The following is a 26645-nucleotide window of genomic DNA, read 5'->3' on the forward strand; positions in this document are numbered from 1 at the left end:
TCTGCGCTGCCCAATTCCTGACGCTTTTCGGCTCAAAGTTGTTTTGTATACCGGAAATTAACCGGACTGACAAAAGTTGGAACGGCAACCTGAGAAACAGGGTACTGAAAATGACCGCGATTAACACAAATACCTTCGAGAAATCCGCCACAGGCGTAAGTTTTGAAAAGTCAGTGCCGGTGCTCATTAGCTTTGCACCAAATTGGAAAGCTCGGATGGTTCTGGCCCGTGTGGCTGGTGCGCTACTGATAGTTTCTGCCTTTTCCATGTGGTTGATGCCCAGCACGGCAATGGCCGCTGAAGTCTGGCCGATCAAATTGGCGGCCTCGCTGATGTTCCTTCTGGTAGGTGTCAGCCTTCTGACCATCGAAGTTCTGGACGCGCGTCCTGATGCGTATTTTGACCCGATCCGCCGCGAGGTCCGGGTATTGCAAAAGAATGAAAATGGCCGCCCGCAGACAGTTTTGCGCCGGAGCTATGACAGCCTGGGTGGTGCCCGTTTCATTGAAGACCAGATCGAGTTGTTCGATGTGGACGGCAGCTTGTTGATGAAACTGCCGCTTGAATCGGCGGATGTCAGCCGAGCGCTCAAAGGTCAACTTAGCGGAAGTGTAACAATTTTCGCCTGAGTTTTATTCTGTTCAATTAAGAACAGATATTGTGAAATAATATTACTTGTGTGCTGCCCTAGGGCAGCACATTTTCGTTGTCGAGCAACCCAAGAGGTTTGCATCTACAAAATTGCGGAGATTATCATGAAATCCACCCTTCTTGCAGCAGCGCTCGCGGTTTCGGCCACAACGGCATTTGCCGGCGCCGAAAAATACGTTCTGGACTCCAGCCACAGCCAGGTTCTTTTCAGCTATAACCACCTTGGCTTCTCGACCACCCATGGCATGTTCTCGGGGTTTGAAGGCGAGATCATGTTCGATCAGGAAAACCCGGCTGCATCCAGTGTTACAGTTTCCATGCCAGTGGTCGAGATGATTACCGGTTGGAAGCCACGTGAAGACCACTTTATGTCCGAAGATTTCTTTGGTGTGACCGAAGGAGAAATGGTGACCTTTACTTCTACTGGTATCGAAGTCACGGGCGAAAACACTGCCAACATCACTGGCGATCTGACTATGAACGGCGTGACCAAATCGGTTGTTCTGGATGCCAAGCTGAACCAGGTGGGTGAACATCCTATGGCAGGAAAGCCCTGGGCCGGTTTCGACGCAACCACCACCTTGGTACGTAGTGAGTTCGACCTTGGTCAATTTGCGCCATTCGTGAGCGACGAAGTTGAACTTCAGATTTCAGTCGAAGCCCAGAAGGCCGACTAATACCATTACAACGAGTTGAAACGAGGCCGCCGGAGTAACCCTTCGGCGGCCCATTTTCTTAGTTGCCACGTTTTGCTGAAAGATCAACTGATACTGTAACAGCAAAACCCAGCGAATCCTCGGTCGACTGCGAAGTGCCGATGTCGAAATCCAGCCGGTTCAGTTCAAGCTGTCCTGAAATAGCTGCGCTGTCATCCTGAAGGTCGAGAGTAAATGGCAACACTACGTCCACACTCTTGTCGCGAATGGTCAACGCGCCGCGCGCTTCGTACCCGTCCTCAGTTTTGAAGAGATCAGCTTTGAATTGAGCGGTTGGAAATTGCGCACTGTCGAAGAAATCAGCACCCATTGCCTGATCTGTGACTGTCCCGAGCTTGAGCGACGTTATCGCGATTGTGACATCTGCTGATCCGGCTAAGCCCGGCGTGGGCGGATCTTCGAAAGCGATTGCAGCGGTCCAATCGGAAAAGCTGCCGGTTACCGGGCTGCCCAGCTGGGTGATGGTAATGCTTAGATTGCCTTCCTGGACGTTCCAGTCGGACTGTACCTGGGTCAGTTCTGCGACCTCTGTGCTAGCTGTAGATTGGTGGTCAAACGCGCCGATTGACCATCCTCCGACCAGAACGGCACCCCAAATGGCCAAAGAGGCCAATGCGGGCGTCATTGAATGGCTTTGCTCTGGCGGTTCCGGTGCATCCGAGGCGCCCGGCATCATTCGACGCAGCGTGCTGTCTTTGTCGATAATGTGGTGTTTTAGCGCTCCGGCGACGTGCAGCGCGACTGACCCGGCCAGTGTCCAGACGAACAGCCAATGCAGGCTTCCGGTCAGCTCTGCCAGAAACTCGGATTTTGGTATAAGGGGTAGGTCCTGTCCGAAGGGCCACAAAATCGGAGCGAAACCTTCGGCGGCAGCGTGATGGGTCCAACCGGTCAGTGGGGCCAGAACCAAAGATGCGTAAAGCAGCCAATGCACGGTTTCAGCTGCAAAGGCCTCGGGCTTGTTCTCGGCGTTCAATAGGCCGGGTTTGGTCTGCGTTATCGCCCACAAGATACGCGCGAGCGCGACGAAGAAAACAGTGATCCCGACGGTTTTATGGAGAGAAAAAAGGCTGGCGGCGCGTGCAATGTCATCTTCGGTTGTGGCTATTGCAGGATCGTAAATCGCATGGGCCAATCCGTTGGCGACCCACCCCAGAGGGAATGCGGTGAAGATAAGTAACGCGGTCAGCCAGTGAAAAGTTTTGGTTACGCTTCCATAGCTTGAGAAGGTGTTTGACGAAGGCATCTGAGGCTCCGGAAGGTGGATCGTATGCAACAACCTACCGCTACAAGCCTAGGACACAATAGCAAGGGATGCACAGAGCCGGTGCCAAAGTGCAGAGATCAGGCAAAGCTTGTGCCGCGCGGTCTGTCGGTTTACACCCCGCGGCAACCTAACGTCATCCAAGAGGTTGCAATGACACGCGCATTTGTTTTCCCGGGGCAAGGTGCCCAGACTATCGGTATGGGTAAGGCTCTGGCCGAGGCCTATCCGGCTGCACAGGCTGTATTCGACGAGGTGGACGAGGCGCTTGGGGAAAAGCTGAGCGATCTGATCTGGGAAGGTGATATTGCGGACCTGACCCTGACCCAGAACGCGCAGCCAGCACTAATGGCGACCTCGATGGCTGCGATGCGGGCCCTGGAGGCCAATGGGATTTCGATTGCGGATGCTGGTTTTGTCGCTGGGCATTCGCTGGGGGAATACTCCGCGCTCGCTGCGGCAGGGGCATTGTCGGTCGCTGATACGGCGCGCCTTTTGCGCACCCGCGGGCAAGCGATGCAGAGTGCGGTTCCCGTTGGAGAGGGCGCAATGGCCGCTATTCTTGGATTGGATCTTGATGCTGTGCGCGCTGTTGCAGACCAAGCTGCGCAGGGTCAAGTTTGTCAGGCTGCCAATGACAATGATCCCACACAAGTCGTGGTATCAGGCGCAAAGGCTGCCGTGGAACGCGCCGCCGAAATCGCCAAAGAAAAAGGCGCCAAGCGCGCGGTCATGTTGCCCGTCAGCGCACCTTTCCACTGTGCATTGATGCAACCTGCCGCTGATGTCATGGCCGAAGCCCTGGCAAATGTCGAAATCAAAGCTCCTGCCGTGCCATTGATTGCCAATGTGCGGGCCGAGGCTGTCACAGATCCCGATCTGATCCGTGGGTTGCTGATCGAGCAGGTCACAGGTTCGGTTCGCTGGCGCGAAAGCGTATTGTACATGGTTGCGCAAGGCGTGAGTGAAACTTGGGAAATCGGGGCGGGCAAAGCTCTGTCCGGTATGATTCGCAAAATTGACCGTGCGATCGTCGGTAAAGCTGTCGGTACGCCTGATGACGTGCAGAATGTGACACAGGCCGAATCGTAAGACACCGAGCATCAAGAGGAAAACCGAATGTTTGATTTGACAGGTAAGAATGCACTGATCACCGGTGCATCGGGCGGGATCGGTGGAGAAATTGCGCGAAGTTTGCATGAAGCCGGTGCAATTGTGGCTTTGTCTGGTACGCGAGTTGAGCCGCTACAGGCTCTGGCCGACGAATTGGGTGAACGCGCCCATGTTCTGCCCTGTAACCTGAGTGATGCCGAGGCGGTGACAGCCCTTCCGAAGCAGGCTGCTGAGGCAATGGGATCGGTTGATATTCTGGTGAATAATGCAGGGATCACGCGAGACAATCTGTTCATGCGCATGTCCGATGAAGAATGGCAGAGCGTGATCGACGTCAACCTGACATCTACTGCCCGTCTGTGCAAAGGCGTTTTGAGGGGCATGATGAAAGCGCGCTGGGGCCGGATCATTAATATCTCATCGGTGGTGGGTGCGACAGGGAACCCGGGACAGGCCAACTATGCTGCATCCAAAGCAGGCATGGTGGGCATGACCAAATCGTTGGCCTATGAGGTTGCCAGCCGTGGAATCACCGCCAATGCGGTGGCACCCGGTTTCATTACGACTGCGATGACCGACAAACTGACCGAGGATCAGAAATCTGGGATTTTGACGCAGGTTCCTGCCGGTCGTATGGGTGACCCCTCGGAAATTGCTGCGGCTGTGCTGTATCTTGCAAGTGCCGAAGCCGGATATGTTACCGGAACCACCTTGCATGTGAACGGCGGTATGGCCATGTTGTGAGCGCGGATCGAGGTGGGCGCGAAAGCGTTTGCCTCGGGCGTTGTCTGTGTTATAGGCGGCGCACATATGCAGGGGCTGGCCGGATGGTCAACCTTCTACTTACCCGGTAATCGGGGACCTAAACCGCCCAGAACGGGCACATCAAGGCCAGCCTGAGCGGGCAAGGGCAGAACCGGGCACTATGCCCTGAAATGAAATGAGGAATAGACATGAGCGACGTCGCAGATCGCGTTAAAAAGATCGTTGTTGAGCACTTGGGTGTTGAAGAAGATAAAGTGACCGAAAACGCGTCCTTCATCGACGATCTGGGTGCAGACAGCCTGGACACTGTTGAGCTGGTTATGGCCTTCGAAGAAGAGTTCGGCATCGAGATTCCTGATGACGCAGCCGAAACCATCCAAACTTTTGGCGACGCCGTCAAATTCATCTCTGAAGCGTCTTAAGACCTTCTTTATCCGCTAAAACGGCGCTTCCGGGCAACGGAGGCGCCGTTTTTTTTGCCCAGCCGGAATTCGCGCTTGCCAGATAGCTATTGACCCGCAACCATTTACGCGAGGCAGGAAATTCTGAGCGGGCAGGGCATGCTACGATCCACCCCGATGATAAATACGGCACGTCTGATGCTTTGCGCTATGCGTCCCGACGACTTTAGTCGTTACGCTGAGATTTGGCGGAACCCTTGTGTTGTGCGCCATCTTGGCCGGGAACCGCTATCGCGGGGCGAAGCGTGGGAATCCTTTCTGAGGAATGCCGGCCACTGGCAGATGGCCGGTTTTGGCCAATGGGCCGTCTTTCGACAGTCGAATCGTCAGATGATAGGTCAAGCTGGCTTTTTCTATCGTAATCGAGGGTTAGGCGACGACTTCGACAGCTTTCCCGAGGCCGGATGGCTATTGGCACCAGAGGCCCAGGGGCAGGGATTTGGTCTTGAAGCGGCTCAGGCCGCACATGACTGGTTTGACAGAATAATGCCTGGACCACTGGTTTCCCTGATTGATGCTGAAAACCACGCGTCGCAGAATCTGGCGGCAAAGCTGGGTTATGAGCTGATGGCCGAGCGCGACTATATGGGAAGTCAGGTGAACCTGCTGAAAAGAAACGGGCCGCCCAAACTGGCTTAACCTTTCTCTTTGATCGTGCCGCAAATTGCCTTTGGTTTGCCGAAACTGGAAATTCTCGCCGATAGGGTTGAGGGTATGGTATCCTCTATTGACGTTGCGATTGAGCGGAGGAGCAAGCTCATGAGGATTTACCCTACGATGGAACTGCAGAACGGCCGCTGTGTCACACTGGACAAGGGTCGTCTGGATGAGGCCATGATTTGGCACGTGAATCCCGCAGAAACGGCACGCAGTTGGGCCGATGCTGGAGCCGAGTGGATGCACTTGACCGATTTTGACGCGATTGAAGGGCGCGATACCAATTCGGAGATGGTTGAAGAGATCATCCGTTCTGCCGAAATCCCTGTGCAGTTGGCAGGTGGTATGAGAACGCGCGAGCAAGTCGAGCACTGGATCGACAAGGGCGCAGGCCGGATTGTTATCGGCACTATGGCTGCGTGGGATCCAAATCTGGTGAAAGAATTGGCCAAACTCTATCCGGACCAAATCGTTCTGGCCGTAGACGTTTGGCAAGGCTTAGTGATGACCGACGGTTGGCGTAGTCAAAGTGCGTTTACACCAGAGGCCTTTATCGAAGCGTTTTCAGAGACGCCGTTTGCGGCAATTCTGGTCACTGATATCGATAGCGACATGGAAGACGTTGAGGCACAGCTGGGCCTGATCTCGGGGCTGGCAGAGACATCTCGCACACCGATCATCGCAAGCGGTGTGGTCCGCACGACAGATGATATCTCGCGGTTGGCTTATATCCCGAATATTTCGGGCGCCTTGGTTGGCCGCGCGCTGTTCAGAAAGACGCTTGAGCTTTCAGATGCGCTGAATGTTGCCAGCACAGCGCACGAACCGGTTGCGGCGTTTCAGTAAGATTTCTTCCAAAACAACAGGTTCCGCCCTTTCATGTCCAGTGAAAGGGCGGGCTTTCATCTGGCCAGGAGCCGCATTGCAAGAGTGTATACTGTAGGTGTTCCGCTCAATCTGCTTGTGTGATGATTGCGCCTTGCTCTTGCCCCCGCACCCCGGCCCGGGGTAAGAGCGTTTCTCAAACAGGAAGCAGGCAAGAGGCATTTTATGCGCAGAGTCGTTGTAACCGGTCTTGGGTTGGTCACTCCATTGGCCAGCGGGGTCGAGGAAACATGGTCGCGGTTGCTGGATGGGGAATCCGGTGCAGGCCCGATCACGCAATTTGATGCTGAGGCAAGTGGGGTCACCACAACGTATGCCTGCGAAGTTCCGCGAGGCGACGGCACCGACGGGACATTCAATCCTGACGACTGGATGCCGCCGAAAGAGCAGCGCAAGATCGAAGACTTCATTCTGTACTCGATTGCAGCTGCTGAAATGGCCTGCAAGGATTCCGACTGGCTGCCCGAGGATGAAGAGGCGCGCTTGCGCACTGGCGTTCTTATCGGTTCAGGTATCGGTGGGCTGGGTTCCATCGCGGCAACGGCTAACCTGATCCGCGACAAGGGCCCTCGACGGGTGTCGCCTTTCTTTATTCCAGGCGCGCTGATTAACCTGGCCTCGGGTCAGGTGTCGATCCGCCATGGATTCAAAGGCCCGAACCATTCGGTTGTGACTGCATGTTCGACCGGTGCTCACGCTATTGGTGACGCAAGCCGCATTATCCGTGCCGGTGACGCTGACGTAATGGTTGCCGGTGGTGGCGAAGGGTGCATTTGCGAAATCGGTATCGCTGGATTCAACGCTTGCAAGGCGCTGTCGACCAAATACGCGGATAACCCCAAAGCAGCCAGTCGCCCCTATGACGTCGACCGAGACGGTTTTGTCATGGGTGAAGGTTCGGGCATCGTTGTTCTGGAAGAGTACGAGCATGCAAAAGCGCGTGGCGCGAAAATCTATGCCGAAGTTCTGGGCTATGGCATGTCCGGTGATGCCTATCATATCACCGCCCCCAGCGAGGACGGCGACGGCGCAGAGCGTTCGATGAACGCGGCACTGCGCAGCGCGGGGCTGGAGCCGAAAGACCTAGATTATATCAACGCGCATGGCACATCTACCATGGCCGATACCATCGAATTGGGTGCGGTCGAGCGTATGTTGGGCGAGCATTCCGCGAATGTGACGATGAGCTCGACCAAATCGGCCACTGGCCACCTGTTGGGCGCAGCAGGCGCGATCGAAGCCATTTTCTCGATCCTCGCAATCCGCGATCAGGTTGCGCCACCGACGATCAATTTGGACAACCCAGCGGTCGAGACGCAGATTGATCTGGCTCCGAATGCTAAGCGTGAGCGCAAGATTGATGTGGCGTTGTCAAACTCGTTTGGATTTGGCGGCACCAATGCAAGTGTGATCTTCGGAAAGGCCAGCTAAATGTGGCGCGCTTTGGCCTCCAACATGCTGACCATCCTGGTGGTCGGCCTGTTTCTTGCCGGTGGACTGATTTTGTGGGGGCAGGCGCGATACAAGAATGCGGGCCCTCTGGAAGCTGCGATGTGTTTGCAGGTCGAACGTGGCTCGAACATGACGCAGGTCAGCCGACAGCTGGAGGATCAGGGCGCGATCAGCAGCGCTACGATATTCCGTATGGCGGCGGATTATACCGACAAGGCACCTCAGCTGAAGGCAGGCAGCTTTCTGGTCCGCGAGGGTGCTTCGATGGAGCAGATCATTGATGAGATTACGCGGAGCGGGGCCAGTACCTGCGGATCCGAGATTGAGTACCGGATCGGTGTAACCCGCATACAAACCCGTGTACGCGAATTGAACCCCGCAACATTGGATTTCGATGAAATCGCATCGTTCGATGTAGCGGAAGAAGAAATACCCGCGGCTTATACCCAAAAGCGCGAAGACTCGGACACACGGTACCGGGTCTCGATTGCTGAAGGTGTTACATCCTGGCAGGTGGTTGAGGGTCTTAAGCAGATCGACGCGTTGACGGGGGAAATCCCTGAAATACCGGCCGAAGGGGCGCTGGCACCGGACAGCTATGACATTGTGCGAGGTGCCGATCGGGCGGCAATCCTGCAGTCGATGCAGGATAAGCAGCAACTGCGCATTAACGCCGCCTGGGAAGGGCGGCAGGATGATTTGCCAATCAAAACCCCCGAAGAGATGCTGATTTTGGCGTCAATCATCGAAAAGGAAACTGGTGTTCCGCATGAGCGTGGACAGGTTGCTAGCGTATTTGTAAACCGGCTTGAGCGAGGCATGAAGCTGCAGACGGACCCGACTGTAATCTATGGTGTCACCAAGGGGCAGGGCGCGTTGGGCCGAGGCCTGCGCCGCAGCGAACTGCGCCGTGCAACGCCTTGGAACACTTATGTGATTGATGGGCTCCCGCCAACACCTATCGCAAATCCTGGTCTTGCAAGTCTTGAAGCCGCAGTTTCGCCCGAAGCGACTGATTTTGTTTTCTTTGTTGCAGATGGCACCGGCGGACATGCTTTTGCCGAGACACTGGATGAGCATAATCGAAACGTCGCCAAATGGCGTGAGATTGAGGCCGAGCGCCAAAGCACCGGAAACTAAAAAAGGCGCCGCTAATAGCGGCGCCTTTTAGATTTAGGCGGCGGAGGATCGACGCGGTCGCCGGCGTTTTGGGCCTCCGGGGTTGCCCGACTTGTTAGCTGCTTGCGGCTTTGGACCACGGCGACGGAACCCTCCGCCTTTCCGCGATTTTGCGGGTTCGGCGAACTCGGGCATTGTGCCGCTGGCGACCGGAACCTCAATTTTCATCAGTTTCTGAATCTGCTTCAGTTGATCCAGTTCATCCGGTGCACAGAAAGCGATCGCCTCGCCTTCGCGGCCGGCACGGGCGGTTCGGCCAATGCGGTGGACGTAGTTATCCGGCACTTCGGGTAGGTCGTAGTTGATGACATAGGCAACGCCCGGGATGTCGATGCCACGAGCGGCCACGTCTGTTGCCACCAAGACATTTATTTCGCCTGCGCGGAAAGCTTTGATCGCCCTGTCACGCTGTCCCTGACTTTTGTTGCCATGGATCGAGGCGGCGTTGAAGCCGTCGGCCACTAGGCCCTTCATCAGCTTCTCGGCGCCATGTTTTGTACGCGAAAACACCAGCGTCAGAGCTTCTTTATCCGCAGATAAAATCTCGCGCAGTTTGCTCGGTTTTTCCGCGCGGCTCAGGAAATGAACCGATTGGGTGATCTTGTCGGCGGCTTTACCCGGAGGGGACACTTGAATGCGTTGCGGGTTTGTCAGGTAGGCCTGGCTGAGTTCTTCCATCTGCTTGGGCATAGTGGCAGAGAACAGCATCGTTTGGCGGGGCGTGCCCAACTGCGGTGCAATCCGGCGCAGAGCATGAATAAAGCCCATGTCCAGCATCTGATCGGCTTCGTCTAGTACCAGATGACGTACCGAGCCGAGGTCGACTGCTCTGCGTTCCATCAGGTCGATCAAACGACCAGGGGTGGCAACCAGAATGTCTGTGCCGCGTGCCAGAAACGAAATCTGCCTACTGATGGACTGACCGCCAACAACTGTCGCCACGCGCAGCTTCGTATTCGTGGTCAAATTGCGCAGGCTATCTGCGATTTGGTTGACCAGTTCACGGGTCGGGGCAAGGATCAGAGCCTTGGCGGTTTTCGGCGCAGGCTTGCCGGTCTGAGCCAGCAGGTGGTCGATCAGAGGTAGGCCAAAAGCCAGCGTCTTGCCGGTGCCGGTCTGGGCAAGGCCCAGAATATCGTGCCCCTGCAATGCCATGGGGATTGCCTGGTTCTGAATCGGAGTGGGTTGTGAAAAATTGGCGCGTTTCAAAGCGTCGTTCAGGGCCGGGGCAAGACCCAGCATATCAAAGTCGAACAAATATCATTCCTTTTTTGCCCCTGGTGACTGGATCACCACGGACGACATAAATCAGCAGCGCAATATGCGATGCCAACAGGGTTACGCTAAGACTCTGGATGCACAGGCGTTTCCTGCGGCATCCGGCCGTCGCATTCAGAACCCTGCGTGAAGGGGAACTATGGGGTGAATCGAGCGCTGTGGAGCAGGTCGGACCTGCCAATGCTCACGCGTCAGCGCTTTGTTAAGGCGCTCATGCAGGTTGCGGGGCGGAATGTCAAGCTGTGCGTTATAGATCACATCCGGCGAAAAGGATCGTTGTGGGCTGTCTGCAACCTTTAAGCAGTGAGATTGACCGCTTGGTTGATCGCAAAACCTGTTCTCACAGCTCGATATGTAGGGAAGGGCATCCGCGCGGCAGTTTCAATGTCCCGTCGGATCCAGTCGAGCGCCTCTAGCTGTTGAAGGGACGACGACAGCGCCCGATCCGTGATCGATACCAAATCCGATTTGATGGCGGAAAAGCGGTGCGGAGTGCCGGTGAGTGCCAGGATCGGGACGGTCCAGGATTTACGGACGAGCTTGAACTTGGTGTCATCCGGAACGGCGTTTACGATTGCGCTGGCCATACTGGCGGTTTCGATCCCCGGCAGGGTTAATCGGAATTCAGGGCGCAATGGGTGCCCGTGGCCCGGATTCCTTTCGATCAGGTCAAGGCGTATGAGATGGTCCAGGCTTGCCGCGAAGGCAGTTCTTCCTGCGCTGGTGGCAGCAAGCAGAGCGGCCTGCCTGCCAGGAGTGCCGGAATGCATGAGTGCCAGAATATTCAGCGACCAAGCTCGGGAGGTCAGCTTGACAAGCAATTTAATGTCCATAAAGTATAGTTAATATAATTTAGCTCAAAAGGAAAGATTGATGCCCCTTGTTTCTTTGAAAAACACGATCACGCTTGCGATTTCAGTTCGGGACCGCCATGCAAGCGCCGAATGGTTCAGCGACAAATTGGGGTTTGAAATTGCCCATCACATAGATGAAGCGGGTTGGAGTGAGATGCGCACCAATGTGGACGGTGTCACATTGGGGTTAGGAGAGCAGGCAAAGCCTTCGCCGGGGAATTGCGTTCCAGTGTTTGAGGTCGCCGATATCACCACCGCCCGCAGCGCGTTAGAGGCTGCAGGGGTGGCCTTCGATGGTGCGACGGAAACGATCGAAGGGATGGTCAGCACGGCCACGTTTTATGATCCGGATATGAATGCGCTGATGCTGGCGCAGGATTTGACTGGCAGCGGCTAAAGACTCCGGCAGGGAAGAAAATATTAACCTGCACCGCACGTTCCCTGTTGCGTGGGTGTTGCGCAAATCATTGACTTTTCGGACTTAATTTGGTACGAACTGTGTCATGCTAGAAGAAGTGGGCAACGGCCTCGGGGTAACACCCGGCGGCCGTTTTCGTTTCTCTCGTGCGGAGAAAACTCACGCATGAGGTCAATACGCAAACATGACTTTAATTACCCCGGAAGAGCGGATTTCCCAGACGGCTGACTTGTTGCAGTCACTTGAGACATCCATTCGCGATCTGCGCAAAGCAGCGGAAGAACTGCGCAGGCAGATCGGTGCCGGGGAGGATGCAGATCTTGCTGGTGCAGGCAAGCAACTGGGACAGCTTGAGGGGCTGATCCGAAGTTGCCAAAAAGTGGAGACAAGCTTTGTCGAACAACATCACAGACAAGCCGGAATTGCCCAAGGGGGCTACGCGCTCGACCTTGATCGGGCACGATCTGAGATCGGGTGCAGGCTGGCTCGCCTCCGCGCCTGCTGCGGTGCAGGACAGATTTCTGAGTGAGATCGGGGAGGGGGGGCTGTGTGCCCTCCCTTTCCTGTTTGAGTTCTGGGCTCTGCCGCATCAGTTGCCGCCCGAGGGCGATTGGCGGTCATGGGTGATCATTGGGGGGCGTGGCGCTGGTAAGACGCGGGCCGGGGCCGAGTGGGTTCGGTCGATGGTTGAGGGGTCTTTGCCGTTGGACACGGGCAAGGCGCGCCGGGTGGCTCTGCTTGGCGAGACGTTTGATCAGGTGCGCGACGTGATGATCTTTGGCGATAGTGGGATATTGCAGTGCTCACCACCGGATCGTCGACCTATTTGGAAGGCGTCAGAGCGAAAACTAGTCTGGCCAAATGGGGCCGAGGCGCAGGCGTTTTCGGCGCACGACCCTGAGGGGTTGCGCGGCCCTCAGTTCGATGCGGCCTGGGTGGATGAGCTGGCTAAGTGGAAAAAGGCGGGCGAGACCTGGGACATGTTGCAATTTGCGCTGCGGCTGGGGGATCAGCCTCGGGTCTGCGTGACGACCACCCCGCGCAATGTGAAGGTTTTGAAGGATCTGCTGGCGTCGCCGTCCACGGTGCAGACCCATGCGCCTACCGAGGCGAACCGGGCCAATCTGGCGGACTCGTTTTTGGAAGAGGTGCACGCGCGGTACGCGGGCACGCGGTTGGGGCGGCAGGAGTTGGACGGGGTGCTGCTGTCCGACGCCGAAGGGGGGCTGTGGACCGGATCGATGCTGGAGGCGGCGCGCTGTGCACGGGTGGCCGAGCTGGACCGCATCGTGGTGGCGCTGGACCCTGCGGTGACGGCGGGGGCGGCTGCGGATGCTTGCGGGATCGTCGTCGTTGGAGCGTGTTTGCAAGGGCCGCCCGAGGAGTGGCGCGCCTATGTGCTGGCCGACCGGACGGTGCAGGGCGTCGGCCCGGCGGGCTGGGCGCAGGCGGCGCTTGATGCGATGGATGAATTTGGGGCCGAACGGCTGGTGGCTGAGGTCAATCAGGGTGGCCAGCTGGTGGAAGAGGTCGTGCGGCAGGTGGACCCTCTGGTCCCGTACCGCGCGGTGCGGGCGTCACGCGGTAAGGTCGCGCGGGCCGAGCCTGTGGCGGCTTTGTACGAACAGGGGCGAGTGGCCCATGTGGCCGGGTTGGACGCGCTGGAGGAGCAGATGTGCCAGATGACCGCGCGCGGGTTTGAGGGGCAGGGCTCACCCGACCGGGTCGACGCGTTGGTCTGGGCGCTGCATGAGTTGGTTGTCGGGCCTGCGGGGGCGTATCGGCGGCCGAGGGTAAGGAGTTTGTGAGCTTAGCGATCAGGAAGGAATGACGACAATAGAGCTTTAACCAAGCTTTGCTATCAACTGTTTGCGGCTGGTTTCTGCAGATTTGACAGTTTAAAGGCTAAGCTATGCAAAAAGTCACAGTAACCAGTACCAACAGATTTGATTTAAAAGATATTCTCGCCCCCGGCGAAAAGTTGCTCTGGTCGGGTGAACCCGGATACGGACGCAAGTTCTTTCAGGCGGTAGGTGAGGAGCGGAAGATTCATGTTTTCCTGTTGGTCGCTTCGGTCGTCATGTGGGCTACTATTCCATTCATCAATGCCGATGCCGAGTTTGGCCGTTTTGAGGCGTATTGGATATACGGAGCAGTAACGTTCGCTTTCGTTGCCTTTTCGTTTAGCATCGCGAGTCAGCGGCACTACGTCCTGTATAACTTGGCCTATTTTGTTACGAACAGGCGGGTAATTGTTTGCCGGCGAGGTAGAAACTGGAGGCTAGGTGTCCGGCTCTATGTCGTTTCGTGTGAACATTCAGCGAAGTTTCCGTATTCAATAGTCGATAGTCGCCCTTATCCATCACTTGAAGTTGGCATTCTTCTTTCCGAACAGCAGGTGCAACCATTCGGGCTTGGGCTGTCCCATCCCGGCCATCCGATACTCTTTGGCAGGACATACTACCCTATACTGTTGGACTATGTTCCGGAGGCTGAGGAACTACTCACAATGATCCGATCTTGACGGCGTGATGTAGCGGATACCACAGGAGTGTCATGAGCATTAGATTTGACCTCGTTTCGGCTGCGTAGCCCCATCTCAATGCAGCTACAGCTATCCCGTTGCCCACCCTCCGTACGCCCCATTCCCAAGGCTTAAACTTCTTTCCGTCATAACTCCTTTCAACAAGCCGGGCAGAGCGGCGGCAGAAAGGAGCACAGATGGTATTCGATTTCTTGCGTCGTGGATCGGCTGATGAGGCGCCCGAGGCGAAGGCGAGCGCGGCGGGGCCTGTGGTGGCGTGGCAGACCGGGGGGCGCGTAGCGTGGAGTCCGCGGGATGCGGTGTCGCTGACGCGGACGGGGTTTGCGGGGAACCCGGTGGGGTTTCGCTCGGTCAAGCTGATTGCCGAGGCGGCGGCGGCGTTACCTTTGGTGCTGCAGGATCAGGCGCAGCGCTATGATGTACATCCGATCCTGTCCCTGATGCGCCGTCCGAATGCCGCACAGGGGCGGGCAGAGTTGATGGAGGCCTTGTTTGCGCAGTTGCTGCTGTCGGGCAATGCCTATGTTGAGGCGGTTCAGGCCGAAGAAGGGCTGCCGGTTGAGCTGCATGTCTTGCGATCCGACCGGATGAGCGTGGTGCCGGGAGCGGATGGCTGGCCCAAGGCGTATGATTACGCTGTGGGCGGCAAGAAACACCGGTTTGCGGCGGAAAACATCTGTCATATCAAATCGTTCCACCCGCAAGATGATCACTACGGGTTCTCGCCGATGCAGGCTGCGGCGATGGCGATTGATGTGCACAACAGCGCGTCTCGGTGGTCAAAATCGCTGCTCGACAATGCAGCGCGACCTTCGGGGGCGCTGGTTTGGAAGGGCGGTGATGGCCAAGGGGTGATGGCCGACGATCAGTTCCGGCGTCTTTCCGATGAGATCGAGCAGAACTATCGCGGGGCGCGCAATGCTGGTCGTCCGATGGTTCTTGAAGGGGGGTTGGATTGGAAGCCGATGGGCTTTTCGCCCTCGGACATGGAGTTTCAAAAGACCAAGGAAGCCGCCGCCCGCGAGATCGCGCTGGCCTTTGGGGTCCCGCCGATGTTGCTGGGGATCCAGGGCGATGCGACCTATTCGAACTATCAGGAGGCCAACCGGGCGTTTTACCGCCTGACCGTGCTGCCCCTGGTGACGCGGGTGGCGGCGGCGGTGTCGGCGTGGTTGGCCGGCTTTACCGGCGAAGAGCTTATGCTGAAGCCCGATCTGGATCAGGTTCCAGCGTTGTCCGCCGAGCGGGATGCGCTTTGGTCGCGGGTCAATGGGGCTGAGTTCCTGACTGACGCAGAAAAGCGTGCTTTGCTGGGGCTGCCGGAGCGTGCGGATGGCTGAAGGATATCCGCCATTCGATTGCGCGCCAGGCTTGCGGCTGGCCGCGCATGAGCGGGTGGCCGAGATTCAGCATGCGCATTTGTGCCAGCGGCTGGATCAGATCGAAGAGATGATGGAGCGGCTGGAGAGGCGGTTGTGGTTGACGGTGTATGGCGTGGCAGCGGTGATCCTAGCGCAGGCGTTTCAGTCATTCCTTTCAGTAACGCCATGAATTCAGAGAGTTACATGGAGAAGTTTATGGATTTGGAGCATAAGTTCGCACGGTTCGGAGAGGGTCTTTCGGTGACCGAGGACGCGGTGATCGAAGGTTATGCCAGCCTGTTTGGACAGGTGGATCAGGGCAGTGACGTGGTGCAGAAAGGTGCGTATCGCGGTTCGCTTGAGAGGCTGGGCACAGCGGGTCAACGGGTCAAGATGCTCTGGCAGCATGACCCGGCGCAGCCCATTGGTGTCTGGGATGAGGTGCACGAAGATGACCGGGGCTTGTGGGTCAAGGGACGTCTGCTGGAAAGCACTCAGAAAGGTCGCGAGGCGGCCGAGTTGATCCGGGCGGGCGCAATGGATGGCCTGTCGATTGGCTATCGTACCAAGCGCGCCGTGAAGAATGACAAGGGCCAGCGGGTCCTGACCGAACTGGAGCTGTGGGAGGTGTCGCTGGTGACGTTCCCGATGCTGCCCAGTGCGCGGGTGGCGGCAAAGGGGGTGGACCCCGAGGCCGAGAACACCTGGCGCAGTATTGCCGAGGTGTTTGATCACGCCCGGCAGGAGCTGGCGCGAACCTAGCGCGCCGAAACCTCACCCCCAAAAAGGAAGTGCTGATGAGCAAGACCGAAACCCCGGCCTTGACCGGAGAGGGTGTGCCCCTGGTTCAGGAGGTGAAGCAGGCGATGACTGGCTTCGTGAACGAATTCAAGGGCCTGAAGGCTGAAGTTAAAACCAAATTGCAACAGACAGAAGAGCGACTGACCATGCTGGATCGTAAATCAACCATCGCGGCACGCCCGCATCTTGCGGCCTCAATCGAGGACGGTGCACCGCATCAGAAGGCCTTTGATGCCTATGTGCGTTCGGGTGAGGATGACGGCCTGCGTGGGCTTGAGATGGAGGTGAAATCCCTCTCGAGCGCTGTGAACAGTGACGGTGGGTACCTGATTGACCCGCAAACCGCCGAGATCATCAAATCGGTGCTGAAATCTACGGCCTCTATCCGCTCGATTGCTTCGATCGTAAATGTCGAGGCGAACTCGTTCGATGTTTTGATCGACCACACGGATATCGGTGCGGGCTGGGCAGATGAAAATGCTGCGGCGAGCGAAACCAGCACCCCGTCGATTGACCGGATATCGATCCCGCTGCACGAGCTGAGCGCACTGCCCAAAGCCTCGCAGCGACTGCTGGATGACAGCGCGTTCGATGTCGAGGGTTGGCTGGCCGGTCGTATCGCGGACAAGTTTGCACGCGCCGAGGCCTCGGCCTTTATCAACGGCGACGGCGCGGACAAACCCAAGGGTATTCTGAACCACGCCAAGGTCGACAACGATGTCTGGGATTGGGGTAACATTGGCTATGTCCCCACCGGTACCGATGGCGGTGTCGAAGCGGATGCCATTGTGGACGTGGTCTATGCGCTGGGCGCGCAGTACCGGGTCAACGGGACCTTCGTCATGAACTCGAAAACTGCTGGTCTGATCCGCAAGCTGAAAGACAGCGATGGCCGCTTCTTGTGGTCGGACGGTCTGGCTGCTGGTGAGCCGGCGCGGCTGATGGGCTATCCGGTGCTGATCGCCGAAGATATGCCGGATGCGGGAACCGACAGCTTTTCGATTGCTTTCGGTGACTTCCAGGCGGGCTATACCATTGCCGAGCGTCCGGACCTGCGCGTATTGCGCGATCCCTTCAGCGCCAAACCGCATGTTCTGTTCTATGCGACCAAGCGCGTCGGCGGCGATGTCAGCGACTTTGCTGCGATCAAACTCGTGAAATTCGGCACCGCCTAAAGCGGGCTGAATCCCGGGGGGCCTTCGCCCCTCGGGGCGGCGGGCGCGGGTCGGGGCGAGATCCCTGCGTTGTCTAGCTGCTCCCCTCCGTCCGAGCAACGTGGGGCGGCGCGTGCCCGTCAATTCCTGAAGTTACGGCCCCGGAGGGGTCCGAGATTGCGGAGTGAATGGATGATGTTGATCGAAGAAACCGCCATCGCGGATGCGGCGCTGCCGGTGGATCAGTTCAAGGCGCATTTGAGGCTGGGAACAGGCTTTACTGGTGCCAGCGTGCAGGATGAAGTGCTCAAGGGCTTCTTAAGGGCGGCGATTGCTGCGATTGAGGCGCGTACCGGGAAGGTACTTATCACGCGTGAGTTTTCCTGGAGCCTTAACAGTTGGCGTGACCCTGCGGGCGAAGTGCTGCCTGTGGCGCCGGTCTCGACCATCAATACGGTCAGTTTAACGGATGCAGCGGGTACTGAAACCGCCGTTTCGTCTGACAGATACAGATTGGATCGCGATAGCCAGCGCCCGCGGATACGCCCTGCCGGGGCTGTCTTGCCCGCTATTTCGACCGGCGGATCCGTGAAGATCGCGTTTATCGCCGGTATTGCCGGGGAATGGTCAAGGTTGCCGGCAGATCTCGGGCAGGCGGTTCTGCTGTTGGCCGCGCATTACTATGAATACCGGGATGAGACCACGTTGGGTGCCGGCTGTATGCCCTTTGGCGTGACCAGCCTGATCCAACGCTATCGTGTGGTTCGTTTTGGTGCAGGGGTGGCCCAATGAAGGCGCCTCGGCTGAATAGAAAACTGTTGCTTGAATCCTCCGTGCGCACCGCTGATGGCGCCGGTGGGTATCTGGAAACATGGGTCGCCTTGGGCTCGGTTTGGGCCGAAGTCACTGCGCGCAGCGGGTCAGAGCGAAATGTTGCAGGGTTGCCGGTTTCGCGTGTCGGCTACCGGATTGTGGTTCGTGGCGCGCCCGAAGGATCGACCATGCGCCCCTCGCCGGATCAGCGGTTTGCGGAAGGCACACGCCGTTTCGTTATCCGCGCCGTCGCCGAGCGGGACCTGCGCGGCCAGTACTTGATCTGCTTTGCGGATGAGGAGGTGGCGGTATGAGCTATGGCGTTTCAGCCGCGTTGCAGGCGGCAATTTACCAGAAATTGTCGGAAGACACACAGATCAGCACTCTTTCAGGTGGAGCGATCTATGACGCCGTTCCAGCGGGTTCAGTTCCGCAAACCTATGTGACGCTGGGCCCGGAAGAGGTGCGCGATGCCTCGGACCGGTCGGGGACCGGTGCGGTGCATCGGTTCACGGTGTCCGTCGTGTCCGAAGCTGCCGGGTTCGGTGCAGCAAAAACGTTGGCGGGGGCGGTTTGTGACGCCCTGGACAGTGCGGGGCTGACCCTGGATCGAGGCCGATTGGTCGGGCTGTGGTTCGAACGTGCCTCGGCCCGTCGGACCGGAACGGGCGGCGCGATCCGCCAGATCGACCTGAAATTCCGCGCCCGCGTGGAAGACGATTAAGCAATCAACGGAGAGAGCAAATGGCTGCCCAGAACGGAAAAGACCTGTTGGTCAAAGTGGATATGAACGGCTCAGGCCTGTTCGAGACCATTGCGGGGCTGCGTGCCACGCGGGTCAGTTTCAACGCGGAAAGTGTCGATGTGACCAGCCTGGAAAGCCAGGGTGGCTGGCGCGAGCTTTTGTCGGGCGCGGGGGTCAAGTCGGCCTCGATCTCGGGCTCGGGCGTATTCAAGGACGCGGGAACGGATGAGCGCGCGCGACAGCTGTTCTTTGACGGTGAGACACCTGGTTTTCAGATCATCATCCCGGATTTCGGGATTGTTGCGGGTGCGTTCCAGGTGACCGGCATCGAATATGCGGGCTCTCACAATGGTGAAGCGACCTATGAAATGAGCATGGCAAGCGCCGGTGCTCTGACCTTTACGGTGCTGTAACGATGGCCAATCCGTGGACGGGAGAGGTGGCACTGACCATCGATGGAGAGCAACGGGTGCTGAAGCTGACTTTGGGTGCTTTGGCGGAACTGGAACAGGAACTGGGCACCGGGACATTGGTTGAACTGGTGCAACGGTTCGAAGGTGGCGCCTATTCCAGCGGTGATGTTCTGGCGCTTATCGTCGCCGGGCTGCGGGGGGGCGGGGCCAATGTCACCCGCGCCGACCTGCTGAGTGCCGAGATCGAGGGCGGGCCAATGCACGGTGCTCGTGCCGCGGCCGAACTGTTGGCAAGGGCCTTCATGGTGCCGGGGCAGGCATGAGCGGGTTCGACTGGCCCGCATTGATGCGGGCCGGGTTCCTTAGCCTGCGCCTGACACCGGACCAATTCTGGAGCCTGACCCCGGCCGAGTTGCGGCTGATGCTGGGGCAGGGCGCGGGCATGCCTTCGATGAACAGGATGGGTTTGGATGCGTTGCTGGCGGCCTATCCGGACAAGACAAAAGGAGAGCGTGATGACGGATCGTAACGGGTTGGAAGACCTGCAGGAGCGGGGCGAGGCGCTTGGCGACTCGTTGGGTGATGCGGCATCGATGGCTGCGGCATTTGATGGGCAGATGAAGCGCATCAAAGCAGCCTTTGAGGAAACGGGCAAGGATGTTGCAACGCTGGAGCGTGGCATGTCCGGTGGCCTGCGACGGGCGTTCGATGGCGTCGTGATGGACGGAATGAACCTGTCCGATGCGCTGGACGTGTTGAAGAACTCGATGATCCGCACCGCTTATTCTGCTGCGATCAAACCGGTCACGGATCATTTCGGCGGCCTTCTAGCCAATGGGATCGGAGGTTTTGTGAAGGGCATTCTTCCTTTTGCTGACGGCGGCAGCTTCAGCCAAGGACGGGTGATGCCCTTTGCCAACGGTGGAGTGATCAGCGGTCCAACCACGTTTCCAATGCGTGGCGGCACCGGGCTGATGGGCGAGGCTGGCCCCGAGGCCATTATGCCGCTGGCCCGCAGTACCGATGGGAAGTTGGGCGTGCGCATGTCTGGCGGCGGCTCTGCGGTGAACGTGGTGATGAACATCACGACCCCGGACGTGCAGGGTTTCCGTCGAAGCCAAAGCCAGATCGCGGCCCAGATGAGCCGCGCGCTGGGTCGTGGCAATCGCAATAGGTAGATCAGGGAGCAGACCATGAATTTCCACGAGGTGAGATTTCCGGCCAGCCTGAGTTTTGGTTCGGTCGGTGGGCCCGAGAGGCGCACGGATATTGTGACGCTGGCGAACGGGTTCGAAGAGCGCAATACCCCCTGGGCGCATTCGCGGCGTCGCTATGATGCCGGTCTGGGTATGCGATCCTTGGATGACATCGAAACGTTGATCTCGTTCTTCGAGGCGAGGCAGGGGCAGATGTTTGGATTTCGCTGGAAAGACTGGTCCGATTTCAAATCTGGTGCGGCTACGGGCGAAGTTGCCCAAGGCGACCAGATCATTGCGCAAGGTGATGGCGTAGCGACAGAATTCCAGCTGGTAAAGACCTATTCCTCGGGTGGATTCACTTATGTAAGGCCGGTCGTCAAACCCGTATTGGGAACCGTCCGCGTGGGCGTCGAGCAGGATGAGATGCGTGAAGGTGTCGACTTCGAGGTGGATCTGAACTCGGGGTTGGTCACGTTCTATTCGCCTCCGCCTGAACGGGTTGATATCACCGCCGGTTTTGAATTCGATGTGCCAGTGAGGTTTGACACCGACAAGATCCAGACAAGTGTCGCGAGTTTTCAGGCAGGGGACGTTCCGAACGTGCCAGTGGTCGAGGTGCGTGTCTGATGGCTGGTGACAAACAGGCACTGCAGGCCCATCTGCAGAGTGGTCTGACAACGACCTGTCGGTGTTGGGCGATTACGCGCACAGACGGTGTTCAGTTTGGCTTTACCGACCATGACCTGAAGCTGAGCTTTGAAGGCCTGGACTTCAATGCAAGTTCGGGTCTGACAGCAGCCGCGATCGAGCAGGCAACGGGGCTGTCCATTGATAACTCGGAAGCAATGGGTGCGTTATCGGATGTCGCAGTAACCGAAGAGGATATCGAATCCGGTCGCTTCGACGGGGCCGAGGTGCGGGCATGGCTTGTGAACTGGGCCGATCCATCGCAGCGAATGTTGCAGTTCCGCGGATCAATCGGTGAATTGCGACGGGCAGGTGGGGCTTTTCATGCCGAACTGCGGGGCCTGACAGATAAGTTGAACCGACCTTTGGGCCGGATTTACCAAAAGCCCTGCACAGCCGTGCTGGGCGACAAGGCGTGCGGGTTCAACACCGATGCCCTGGGATACTCGGCCGAAGCTGAGATCGTCGGTTTGACGGGTGGCAGTATTTTGCAGCTGCGAGGGGCGGAAACTCACCTTGAGACATGGTTCGAACGTGGTCGGCTTGATGTGCTGACAGGCCGTGCGGCTGGGCTGTGGGGGGCGGTCAAGAAGGACCAAAAGACCGACACAGGTCGATCGGTCGTTCTGTGGTCTGCAATCAGCGGTGGATTGGCCGAGGGCGACAGGGTGAGGCTGACCGCAGGTTGCGACAAGCGCATGACGACCTGCCGCTTGAAGTTCAATAATATCACGAATTTTCAGGGCTTTCCTGACCTGCCTTCCGAAGATTGGGTGATGGCGGTTCCCAAGAAAAACGGGGCAAACAGGGGGGGAAGCAGACGATGATCCCGACAAAGCAAAGCATTGTTGATGAGGCCAGAAGCTGGCTAGGCACCCCCTATGTCCATCAGGCGTCTGTAAGAGGCACCGGAACGGACTGTCTGGGACTACTGCGTGGCGTATGGCGCGCTGTGCTCGGGCACGAACCTGAGGCCGTCCCAATCTATAGCATGGATTGGTCTGAACCACAGGGCGAAGAGCGTATGTGGGCCGCAGCACGCCGCCATCTCATCGAGAAAGATCCGGCATGGTTTTCGGTCGGAGACGTGTTGCTGTTTCGTATGCGGGAAAGTGGCGTTGCCAAGCATTTGGGAATTGTCAGCACCTGTCGAGACATCCCTCGGTTCATTCACGCTTATTCCGGACATGGCGTTGTTGAAAGCGCCCTAAGCGACCCGTGGCGACGGCGGGTTGTTTCTTGTTTTGAGTTCCCCACGGAGGATATCTAGATGGCGACGATATTACTGTCTGCGGCGGGTGCCGCTGTTGGCGGGGCCATTGGCGGGACGGTTGCGGGGCTGTCCACGGCAGTTATCGGCCGTGCCATTGGTGCCACTCTTGGGCGTGTCATCGACCAGCGTTTGATGAGCCAGTCGGTCATGGGCAGCGGCAGCGAAGTTGTAGAAACGGGCCGATTGGACCGTTTTCGCCTTACTCAGACGGGCGAGGGCGCCGCTGTCGCCAACATCTTTGGTCGGATGCGTGTCGGGGGGCAGGTTATCTGGGCTTCGGATTTTCTGGAAACCCGCAGCACCAGCTCTACCACGCAATCGGTTGGGGGTGGCAAGGGATCCCCCAAGCAGCCCGAGGTTACAACGACCACCAACAGCTACAGCTATTCAGTTTCATTAGCGGTCGCGTTGGGCGCGGGGCAAATATCTGACGTGCCGCGTGTCTGGGCGGATGGCGAAGAGATTGAGCGCAGCAGTTTGAATATGCGCGTCTATCCTGGCACCGACGATCAGCTGCCCGATCCGTTGATCGAAGCAATCGAAGGTACTGGAAATGTCCCGGCCTATCGTGGCACCGCCTATATTGTGATCGAAGATTTGAAGCTGGGCGCTTTTGGAAACCGCGTCCCGCAGTTCTCGTTCGAGGTCGTGCGGCAAGAGCAGCCTGGTTTGCCTGATACCGAAAATTCCCTGTCACGTATTGTACGAGGCGTGGCGCTAATGCCTGGGACCGGTGAATATGCATTGGCGTCCCAGCAGGTGAATTACACAAAAGGCCGCGGCCGCAGTTGGGCGGCCAATGTGAATTCGACCTCTGGTTTGCCTGATCTCGTGACGTCCACACAAGCCTTGAAAAGTGAACTTCCGGGCTGTGAAGCCGCCTCTTTGGTTGTGTCCTGGTTCGGAAGTGATCTGCGATGCGGTCAATGCAAGATACAACCAAAGGTTCTGCAAAATGGTATCGAGGGCAAAAATATGCCCTGGGGTGTCGCGGGGCTGACAAGGGCAACCGCCCAGATCGTTCGTCAGGAAAATAACGAGCCCGTCTATGGCGCGACACCAGCGGACGCGTCGGTCATTCAAGCGATCCAACACCTTAAGCAAGAGGGGAAGCGGGTCATGTTCTACCCGTTTATCCTGATGGATCAGATCGGTGGAAACGGATTGCCCGACCCGTGGTCTGATGCCAGCGATCAGCCGCACCTTCCCTGGCGCGGTCGCATCACTCTGAGTGTTGCGCCTGGGCGGGACGGGTCTCCGGACCAGATGGCTGAGGCCAATGTTCAGGTGTCCGATTTCTTTGGTCAGGCGCGAGCGGATGATTTTGTCATCGGAAACGGCACGGTTTCCTATTCTGGCCCGCAGGAATGGGGGTTGTGCCGATTTATTCTTCACTACGCTGCCTTGTGTAAGGCGGCAGGTGGGGTGGACTCCTTCTGTATCAGTTCGGAAATGCGTGGTCTTACCCAGATTCGTGGCCTAAACGGATTTCCGGCCGTTGAGCAGCTGCGCGTTTTGGCAGGGCAAGTGCGTAGTATTCTGGGGCCAGACACAAAGATCGGTTATGCGGCGGATTGGAGCGAGTATTTCGGCTACCAGCCAAATGATGGCAGTGGGGATCGCTACTTCCACCTCGATCCGCTTTGGGCGGATGACAACATAGATTTCGTCGGTATCGACAATTACATGCCTCTGTCCGACTGGCGGGACGGTGAAGATCACGTGGATGCGGATGCCGGCGCAAAATCCATCTACGATCTTTCCTATCTGCGTGGGAACATCGAAGGTGGCGAAGGCTATGACTGGTATTATGCCTCGCCCGAAGAAGAGGCGGCACAAATCCGTACGCCGATCGAAGATGGTTCACATAACGAGCCGTGGATCTGGCGATATAAGGACGTTCGCAACTGGTGGTCACAACCGCATCACGAGCGAATCAATGGTGTGCGTAGCGACAACCCGACTGACTGGTTGCCAGAGTCCAAGCCCATCTGGTTCACTGAGCTCGGTTGTGCGGCAGTAGACAAAGGCACCAACCAGCCCAACAAGTTTCTAGACCCTAAATCTTCAGAATCCGGGTTGCCGAAATATTCAAACGGGCTTCGGGACGACTTTCTGCAGACGCAATACTTCAGGGCGGTTCTTGGCTATTGGTCGGACGCAGATATCAATCCAGTTTCATCCAGCTATGGCGGCCCGATGGTGGACGTGTCCAATGCCTATGTCTGGGCGTGGGATGCGCGGCCCTATCCGACCTTTCCAAACCTGCGCAGCCAGTGGAGCGATGGGGCCAACTATGCCCGCGGCCATTGGCTTAATGGGCGTTCCGGCTCACGAACGCTGGCCTCTGTTGTAACCGAGCTTTGCCATGCTGCCGGTGTTACCGAGATTGATGTCTCGGGCCTTTACGGTTCCGTTCAGGGCTATGCGGTTGAACAGGTTTCGGATGCCCGTTCGGCATTGCAACCGCTCATGCTGCGGTATGGTTTCGATGCGCTTGAACGCGAAGGAAAGCTGATCTTTCAGATGCGGGATGGCGCACGTGCCCTGACCCTGAATGAAGAGCAGTTGGCCATCACTTCGGACATTGACGGACACGTGGAATATCGTCGCGAGGCTGAGGCGGAAATCTCTGGCCGTGTCAGGCTGCGCTTTGTTCAGTCTGATGCTGACCATGAAATAGTCTCGGAAGAGGCTGTGTTGCCTGATGATGAAACCCATTCGGTATCGGTAAATGAGATGCCGTTGTCCATGACGCGGGCCGAGGGGCGTCAAACGGTGGAACGTTGGCTGAGTGAGGCGCGTGTCTCGCGTGAAACGGCTAGGTTTGCATTACCGCCTTCGCTTTTGAATGTCGGGGCAGGGGATGTTGTGCGGCTTGTCAGTGGTGGGCAGGAAGCGCGCTATCGCATTGACAGGCTTGAACAGGCCGAAATGCAACTGGCCGAGGCTGTCAGGATCGAGCCCGGCGTTTACACACCGCCAGATGCCCCCGCTGATGAAGTTACAGCGAAGCCATTTGTCGCTCCGGTGCCGGTGCTGCCGGTATTCTTGGACCTGCCTCTGATCACCGGTTCCGAAGTGCCGCATGCGCCATATCTTGCGGCTGCAGCAGACCCTTGGCCAGGAAGCGTTGCGGTGTATGCCGCATTAAGCGATGAGGATTACGCGTTGCAACAGGTGATAACAGGGCAGGCCATAATAGGCTTCACCGCAAGCCCGATGCGAAGGGCCAGTACCGGACTTTGGGATGAAGGCGATGCCTTACGTGTCAATCTTGTAGATGGCGTCCTGGAGTCCCGTCCACGGTCTGCCTTGTTAAACGGCGCAAATCTTGCAGCGATTGGCGACGGAGCGCCCGGCAATTGGGAGGTGTTCCAGTTCGCGGATGCTGCTCTGCAAGAGGAAGGTGTCTATACCCTATCTGGCCGGTTGCGCGGCCAGCTGGGGACAGATGCAATCATGCCCGATCTCTGGCCCGAAGGATCAATGTTCGTGTTGTTGGACGAACGTGTCTTCCAGACAGGGTTGTTGCGGTCGGAACGTGGCCTGACCAAACATTACCGTATCGGCCCTGCAACCAGAGGGTACGAAGATCCCTCTTACGAGCATCTGGTCGAGGCCTTTGAAGGCAATGGTTTGCGGCCCTATGCCCCTTCTCATCTTCGCGTGCAGCAATCCAGCTCGAGGGACGTGTTCTCATGGGTGCGGCGGACACGTCTGGATGGCGATGACTGGTCCGGGCTGGATGTGCCGTTGAATGAAGAAACCGAAGCCTACCTTGTTCAGGTCCGGCAGAATGGTAGCCTGATCCGGGAACAGGTCGTTGCCCAGCCGGATTGGAATTACACGTCGTCCATGAAGGCCGGTGACGCTGCAACTGGGTCTTATGAGGTGTCGGTTTCGCAGATATCTGCGGCTTACGGACCTGGATCGCCTGTCAGGCTGCAGGTCGGATAGG

Annotated in this window: 30 protein-coding genes; 27 read left to right on the forward strand and 3 right to left on the reverse strand. The window is 57.7% G+C overall.

Features of this window, described 5'->3' with window-relative positions; translation table 11 throughout:
- Positions 1-110 precede the first annotated feature (110 nt).
- Positions 111-629 carry a hypothetical protein gene (locus tag AC2FHX_RS01000; RefSeq protein ID WP_142633144.1) on the forward strand — a complete coding sequence of 173 codons (519 nt, stop codon included), beginning with the start codon at positions 111-113 and terminating at the stop codon, positions 627-629.
- A gap of 126 nt (positions 630-755) precedes the next feature.
- Positions 756-1328, forward strand: coding sequence for a YceI family protein (locus AC2FHX_RS01005; protein WP_281971916.1), 573 nt, complete (start codon positions 756-758; stop codon positions 1326-1328).
- 58 nt (positions 1329-1386) lie between these two features.
- Here AC2FHX_RS01005 and AC2FHX_RS01010 read toward each other — a convergent pair whose 3' ends face one another.
- A complete protein-coding gene (locus AC2FHX_RS01010) occupies positions 1387-2613 on the reverse strand; it encodes a cytochrome b/b6 domain-containing protein (RefSeq protein WP_281971917.1) in 1227 nt (408 codons plus the stop codon).
- Positions 2614-2784: 171 nt separating this feature from the next.
- On the opposite strand from AC2FHX_RS01010, the gene fabD reads away from it, so the two are divergent.
- The 7 genes from fabD to mltG all read left to right on the forward strand — a co-directional run bounded on the left by fabD (position 2785) and on the right by mltG (position 9104).
- A complete protein-coding gene (gene fabD, locus AC2FHX_RS01015; RefSeq protein WP_496691049.1) occupies positions 2785-3723 on the forward strand; it encodes an ACP S-malonyltransferase in 939 nt (312 codons plus the stop codon).
- 27 nt (positions 3724-3750) lie between these two features.
- Entirely contained in the window at positions 3751-4488 is a 738-nt protein-coding gene (fabG, locus tag AC2FHX_RS01020; protein WP_496700541.1) for a 3-oxoacyl-[acyl-carrier-protein] reductase, read from the forward strand.
- 209 nt (positions 4489-4697) lie between these two features.
- A complete protein-coding gene (locus tag AC2FHX_RS01025; RefSeq protein WP_005982462.1) occupies positions 4698-4931 on the forward strand; it encodes an acyl carrier protein in 234 nt (77 codons plus the stop codon).
- Positions 4932-5108: 177 nt separating this feature from the next.
- Complete coding sequence (locus AC2FHX_RS01030; protein ID WP_342781993.1) at positions 5109-5609, forward strand: GNAT family N-acetyltransferase; 501 nt, start codon at positions 5109-5111, stop codon at positions 5607-5609.
- Positions 5610-5729: 120 nt separating this feature from the next.
- A complete protein-coding gene (locus AC2FHX_RS01035; RefSeq protein ID WP_496691050.1) occupies positions 5730-6473 on the forward strand; it encodes a 1-(5-phosphoribosyl)-5-[(5-phosphoribosylamino)methylideneamino]imidazole-4-carboxamide isomerase in 744 nt (247 codons plus the stop codon).
- Positions 6474-6677: 204 nt separating this feature from the next.
- Complete coding sequence (fabF, locus tag AC2FHX_RS01040; RefSeq protein WP_496691051.1) at positions 6678-7943, forward strand: beta-ketoacyl-ACP synthase II; 1266 nt, start codon at positions 6678-6680, stop codon at positions 7941-7943.
- Positions 7944-9104 (forward strand): endolytic transglycosylase MltG, encoded by a 1161-nt coding sequence (gene mltG, locus AC2FHX_RS01045; RefSeq protein ID WP_496700540.1) that lies wholly within the window; start codon positions 7944-7946, stop codon positions 9102-9104. It begins immediately after the preceding gene.
- 33 nt (positions 9105-9137) lie between these two features.
- Here the strand turns inward: mltG and AC2FHX_RS01050 are convergent, their stop codons facing one another.
- Together AC2FHX_RS01050 and AC2FHX_RS01055 are read right to left on the reverse strand one after the other, a co-directional pair.
- Positions 9138-10400 carry a DEAD/DEAH box helicase gene (locus AC2FHX_RS01050; RefSeq protein ID WP_142633162.1) on the reverse strand — a complete coding sequence of 421 codons (1263 nt, stop codon included), beginning with the start codon at positions 10398-10400 and terminating at the stop codon, positions 9138-9140.
- A gap of 317 nt (positions 10401-10717) precedes the next feature.
- On the reverse strand, positions 10718-11254 hold the full coding sequence (locus tag AC2FHX_RS01055; RefSeq protein ID WP_496700539.1) for a winged helix-turn-helix transcriptional regulator: 537 nt from the start codon (positions 11252-11254) through the stop codon (positions 10718-10720).
- Between the two features lie 40 nt (positions 11255-11294).
- Here AC2FHX_RS01055 and AC2FHX_RS01060 point away from each other — a divergent pair, with 40 nt between their 5' ends.
- From AC2FHX_RS01060 to AC2FHX_RS01145, 18 genes are all read left to right on the forward strand, one after another.
- Complete coding sequence (locus tag AC2FHX_RS01060; protein ID WP_496688437.1) at positions 11295-11672, forward strand: VOC family protein; 378 nt, start codon at positions 11295-11297, stop codon at positions 11670-11672.
- A 542-nt stretch (positions 11673-12214) separates the two neighbouring features.
- Entirely contained in the window at positions 12215-13501 is a 1287-nt protein-coding gene (locus tag AC2FHX_RS01065; protein WP_496700636.1) for a DNA-packaging protein, read from the forward strand.
- Positions 13502-13605: 104 nt separating this feature from the next.
- Complete coding sequence (locus AC2FHX_RS01070; RefSeq protein ID WP_496700538.1) at positions 13606-14217, forward strand: hypothetical protein; 612 nt, start codon at positions 13606-13608, stop codon at positions 14215-14217.
- A 197-nt stretch (positions 14218-14414) separates the two neighbouring features.
- Positions 14415-15578 carry a phage portal protein gene (locus AC2FHX_RS01075; protein WP_496700537.1) on the forward strand — a complete coding sequence of 388 codons (1164 nt, stop codon included), beginning with the start codon at positions 14415-14417 and terminating at the stop codon, positions 15576-15578.
- A complete protein-coding gene (locus AC2FHX_RS01080) occupies positions 15571-15789 on the forward strand; it encodes a GTA head formation protein, RCAP_rcc01685 family (RefSeq protein ID WP_496691057.1) in 219 nt (72 codons plus the stop codon). Before AC2FHX_RS01075 ends, AC2FHX_RS01080 begins: the two co-directional genes overlap by 8 nt.
- A 14-nt stretch (positions 15790-15803) precedes the next feature.
- Positions 15804-16361 carry an HK97 family phage prohead protease gene (locus AC2FHX_RS01085; protein ID WP_496700536.1) on the forward strand — a complete coding sequence of 186 codons (558 nt, stop codon included), beginning with the start codon at positions 15804-15806 and terminating at the stop codon, positions 16359-16361.
- Positions 16362-16396: 35 nt separating this feature from the next.
- Complete coding sequence (locus tag AC2FHX_RS01090) at positions 16397-17575, forward strand: phage major capsid protein (RefSeq protein ID WP_496676132.1); 1179 nt, start codon at positions 16397-16399, stop codon at positions 17573-17575.
- A 171-nt stretch (positions 17576-17746) separates the two neighbouring features.
- A complete protein-coding gene (locus tag AC2FHX_RS01095; RefSeq protein WP_496700535.1) occupies positions 17747-18346 on the forward strand; it encodes a head-tail connector protein in 600 nt (199 codons plus the stop codon).
- Entirely contained in the window at positions 18343-18681 is a 339-nt protein-coding gene (locus tag AC2FHX_RS01100) for a phage head closure protein (protein WP_142633184.1), read from the forward strand. The genes AC2FHX_RS01095 and AC2FHX_RS01100 overlap by 4 nt, the downstream gene beginning before the upstream one ends.
- Positions 18678-19091 carry a DUF3168 domain-containing protein gene (locus AC2FHX_RS01105; protein ID WP_142633186.1) on the forward strand — a complete coding sequence of 138 codons (414 nt, stop codon included), beginning with the start codon at positions 18678-18680 and terminating at the stop codon, positions 19089-19091. The genes AC2FHX_RS01100 and AC2FHX_RS01105 overlap by 4 nt, the downstream gene beginning before the upstream one ends.
- A gap of 20 nt (positions 19092-19111) precedes the next feature.
- Positions 19112-19525: a phage major tail protein, TP901-1 family gene (locus AC2FHX_RS01110; protein ID WP_496700534.1), complete on the forward strand. Its 414-nt coding sequence runs from the start codon at positions 19112-19114 to the stop codon at positions 19523-19525.
- 2 nt (positions 19526-19527) lie between these two features.
- Complete coding sequence (locus AC2FHX_RS01115; protein WP_496700533.1) at positions 19528-19848, forward strand: gene transfer agent family protein; 321 nt, start codon at positions 19528-19530, stop codon at positions 19846-19848.
- Positions 19845-20054 carry a rcc01693 family protein gene (locus AC2FHX_RS01120; protein ID WP_496700532.1) on the forward strand — a complete coding sequence of 70 codons (210 nt, stop codon included), beginning with the start codon at positions 19845-19847 and terminating at the stop codon, positions 20052-20054. Before AC2FHX_RS01115 ends, AC2FHX_RS01120 begins: the two co-directional genes overlap by 4 nt.
- A complete protein-coding gene (locus AC2FHX_RS01125; RefSeq protein ID WP_496700531.1) occupies positions 20041-20703 on the forward strand; it encodes an RcGTA-type gene transfer agent tail tape measure protein in 663 nt (220 codons plus the stop codon). Before AC2FHX_RS01120 ends, AC2FHX_RS01125 begins: the two co-directional genes overlap by 14 nt.
- 15 nt (positions 20704-20718) lie before the next feature.
- Positions 20719-21351: a DUF2460 domain-containing protein gene (locus AC2FHX_RS01130; protein WP_281971926.1), complete on the forward strand. Its 633-nt coding sequence runs from the start codon at positions 20719-20721 to the stop codon at positions 21349-21351.
- Positions 21351-22238 carry a phage/gene transfer agent baseplate hub protein gene (locus AC2FHX_RS01135; RefSeq protein ID WP_496691062.1) on the forward strand — a complete coding sequence of 296 codons (888 nt, stop codon included), beginning with the start codon at positions 21351-21353 and terminating at the stop codon, positions 22236-22238. Before AC2FHX_RS01130 ends, AC2FHX_RS01135 begins: the two co-directional genes overlap by 1 nt.
- Positions 22235-22681 carry a C40 family peptidase gene (locus AC2FHX_RS01140; RefSeq protein WP_496700530.1) on the forward strand — a complete coding sequence of 149 codons (447 nt, stop codon included), beginning with the start codon at positions 22235-22237 and terminating at the stop codon, positions 22679-22681. Before AC2FHX_RS01135 ends, AC2FHX_RS01140 begins: the two co-directional genes overlap by 4 nt.
- Positions 22682-26644 carry a baseplate multidomain protein megatron gene (locus tag AC2FHX_RS01145; protein WP_496700529.1) on the forward strand — a complete coding sequence of 1321 codons (3963 nt, stop codon included), beginning with the start codon at positions 22682-22684 and terminating at the stop codon, positions 26642-26644.
- The last annotated feature ends 1 nt before the right edge of the window (position 26645 follow it).

The sequence above is a fragment of the Ruegeria sp. CDSC042 genome (assembly GCF_059610745.1).

Excerpts from the sequence above, each read along its gene's own strand:
- AC2FHX_RS01000 (WP_142633144.1), top strand. The coding sequence starts at position 111 with ATGACCGCGATTAACACAAATACCTTCGAGAAATCCGCCACAGGCGTA.
- AC2FHX_RS01005 (WP_281971916.1), top strand. The coding sequence starts at position 756 with ATGAAATCCACCCTTCTTGCAGCAGCGCTCGCGGTTTCGGCCACAACG.
- AC2FHX_RS01010 (WP_281971917.1), bottom strand. The coding sequence starts at position 2,613 with ATGCCTTCGTCAAACACCTTCTCAAGCTATGGAAGCGTAACCAAAACT.
- fabD (WP_496691049.1), top strand. The coding sequence starts at position 2,785 with ATGACACGCGCATTTGTTTTCCCGGGGCAAGGTGCCCAGACTATCGGT.
- fabG (WP_496700541.1), top strand. The coding sequence starts at position 3,751 with ATGTTTGATTTGACAGGTAAGAATGCACTGATCACCGGTGCATCGGGC.
- AC2FHX_RS01025 (WP_005982462.1), top strand. The coding sequence starts at position 4,698 with ATGAGCGACGTCGCAGATCGCGTTAAAAAGATCGTTGTTGAGCACTTG.
- AC2FHX_RS01030 (WP_342781993.1), top strand. The coding sequence starts at position 5,109 with ATGCTTTGCGCTATGCGTCCCGACGACTTTAGTCGTTACGCTGAGATT.
- AC2FHX_RS01035 (WP_496691050.1), top strand. The coding sequence starts at position 5,730 with ATGAGGATTTACCCTACGATGGAACTGCAGAACGGCCGCTGTGTCACA.
- fabF (WP_496691051.1), top strand. The coding sequence starts at position 6,678 with ATGCGCAGAGTCGTTGTAACCGGTCTTGGGTTGGTCACTCCATTGGCC.
- mltG (WP_496700540.1), top strand. The coding sequence starts at position 7,944 with ATGTGGCGCGCTTTGGCCTCCAACATGCTGACCATCCTGGTGGTCGGC.
- AC2FHX_RS01055 (WP_496700539.1), bottom strand. The coding sequence starts at position 11,254 with ATGGACATTAAATTGCTTGTCAAGCTGACCTCCCGAGCTTGGTCGCTG.
- AC2FHX_RS01060 (WP_496688437.1), top strand. The coding sequence starts at position 11,295 with ATGCCCCTTGTTTCTTTGAAAAACACGATCACGCTTGCGATTTCAGTT.
- AC2FHX_RS01070 (WP_496700538.1), top strand. The coding sequence starts at position 13,606 with ATGCAAAAAGTCACAGTAACCAGTACCAACAGATTTGATTTAAAAGAT.
- AC2FHX_RS01075 (WP_496700537.1), top strand. The coding sequence starts at position 14,415 with ATGGTATTCGATTTCTTGCGTCGTGGATCGGCTGATGAGGCGCCCGAG.
- AC2FHX_RS01080 (WP_496691057.1), top strand. The coding sequence starts at position 15,571 with ATGGCTGAAGGATATCCGCCATTCGATTGCGCGCCAGGCTTGCGGCTG.
- AC2FHX_RS01085 (WP_496700536.1), top strand. The coding sequence starts at position 15,804 with ATGGAGAAGTTTATGGATTTGGAGCATAAGTTCGCACGGTTCGGAGAG.
- AC2FHX_RS01090 (WP_496676132.1), top strand. The coding sequence starts at position 16,397 with ATGAGCAAGACCGAAACCCCGGCCTTGACCGGAGAGGGTGTGCCCCTG.
- AC2FHX_RS01095 (WP_496700535.1), top strand. The coding sequence starts at position 17,747 with ATGATGTTGATCGAAGAAACCGCCATCGCGGATGCGGCGCTGCCGGTG.
- AC2FHX_RS01100 (WP_142633184.1), top strand. The coding sequence starts at position 18,343 with ATGAAGGCGCCTCGGCTGAATAGAAAACTGTTGCTTGAATCCTCCGTG.
- AC2FHX_RS01105 (WP_142633186.1), top strand. The coding sequence starts at position 18,678 with ATGAGCTATGGCGTTTCAGCCGCGTTGCAGGCGGCAATTTACCAGAAA.
- AC2FHX_RS01110 (WP_496700534.1), top strand. The coding sequence starts at position 19,112 with ATGGCTGCCCAGAACGGAAAAGACCTGTTGGTCAAAGTGGATATGAAC.
- AC2FHX_RS01115 (WP_496700533.1), top strand. The coding sequence starts at position 19,528 with ATGGCCAATCCGTGGACGGGAGAGGTGGCACTGACCATCGATGGAGAG.
- AC2FHX_RS01120 (WP_496700532.1), top strand. The coding sequence starts at position 19,845 with ATGAGCGGGTTCGACTGGCCCGCATTGATGCGGGCCGGGTTCCTTAGC.
- AC2FHX_RS01125 (WP_496700531.1), top strand. The coding sequence starts at position 20,041 with ATGACGGATCGTAACGGGTTGGAAGACCTGCAGGAGCGGGGCGAGGCG.
- AC2FHX_RS01130 (WP_281971926.1), top strand. The coding sequence starts at position 20,719 with ATGAATTTCCACGAGGTGAGATTTCCGGCCAGCCTGAGTTTTGGTTCG.
- AC2FHX_RS01135 (WP_496691062.1), top strand. The coding sequence starts at position 21,351 with ATGGCTGGTGACAAACAGGCACTGCAGGCCCATCTGCAGAGTGGTCTG.
- AC2FHX_RS01140 (WP_496700530.1), top strand. The coding sequence starts at position 22,235 with ATGATCCCGACAAAGCAAAGCATTGTTGATGAGGCCAGAAGCTGGCTA.
- AC2FHX_RS01145 (WP_496700529.1), top strand. The coding sequence starts at position 22,682 with ATGGCGACGATATTACTGTCTGCGGCGGGTGCCGCTGTTGGCGGGGCC.